This is a genomic window from Actinomadura sp. BRA 177, assembly GCF_013372625.1.
In the GTDB taxonomy this organism is placed as follows: domain Bacteria; phylum Actinomycetota; class Actinomycetes; order Streptosporangiales; family Streptosporangiaceae; genus Spirillospora.
The window spans coordinates 1-436 of sequence record NZ_JABXFD010000567.1 but is presented as its reverse complement, the minus strand read 5'-3'; the positions used below and the strand labels follow the sequence as shown (position 1 = coordinate 436).

Here is a 436-nt window from a genome sequence, read left to right as displayed (position 1 = left end):
GCGGGTTGGGTGCTCGACGCGGGTGGTGCGATCTCTGATGAGGCGTGCGGCGCGGTGTCCGCGCGGAGTGTGGGATGGCGCCACGGGTAGGTGGCGGTGCGCGACCCGCGTCCCGGCCCCGGTCTCGCGCGGGCTGCGCTTGAGGGGGGTGGCGGGTGGAGGGTGGGGCGTCGGGCGGCGCGCGCTCAGCGGCGCGAAGCACGGCCAGGACCTCGAGCCGGGGCGGCGCGAGGTCGTGCCCGAGCGGGTGGAGGCCGTCGGCATGGACGGGAGGATGGTCGCCGCCGGCGGCAACGCGGACCTGGCGCAGGTCATGGCGGTGCTCGCCGAGCGCGACGACGGCCTCGCCACCCTGGGCGAGGACGACCTCGTCAACGTGTACCGCGACTACGAGAACGGGCTCCGCCAGGCCGAGGAGTACCGGCCCGGACGGTTC

At 76.1% G+C, this 436-nt stretch carries 1 protein-coding gene; it reads left to right on the top strand.

Annotated features, from left to right (window positions below):
* Nucleotides 1-148 precede the first annotated feature (148 nt).
* Nucleotides 149-436 (top strand): hypothetical protein (locus tag HUX53_RS32245; RefSeq protein WP_176406992.1); only part of this gene is annotated, 288 nt, incomplete at its 3' end.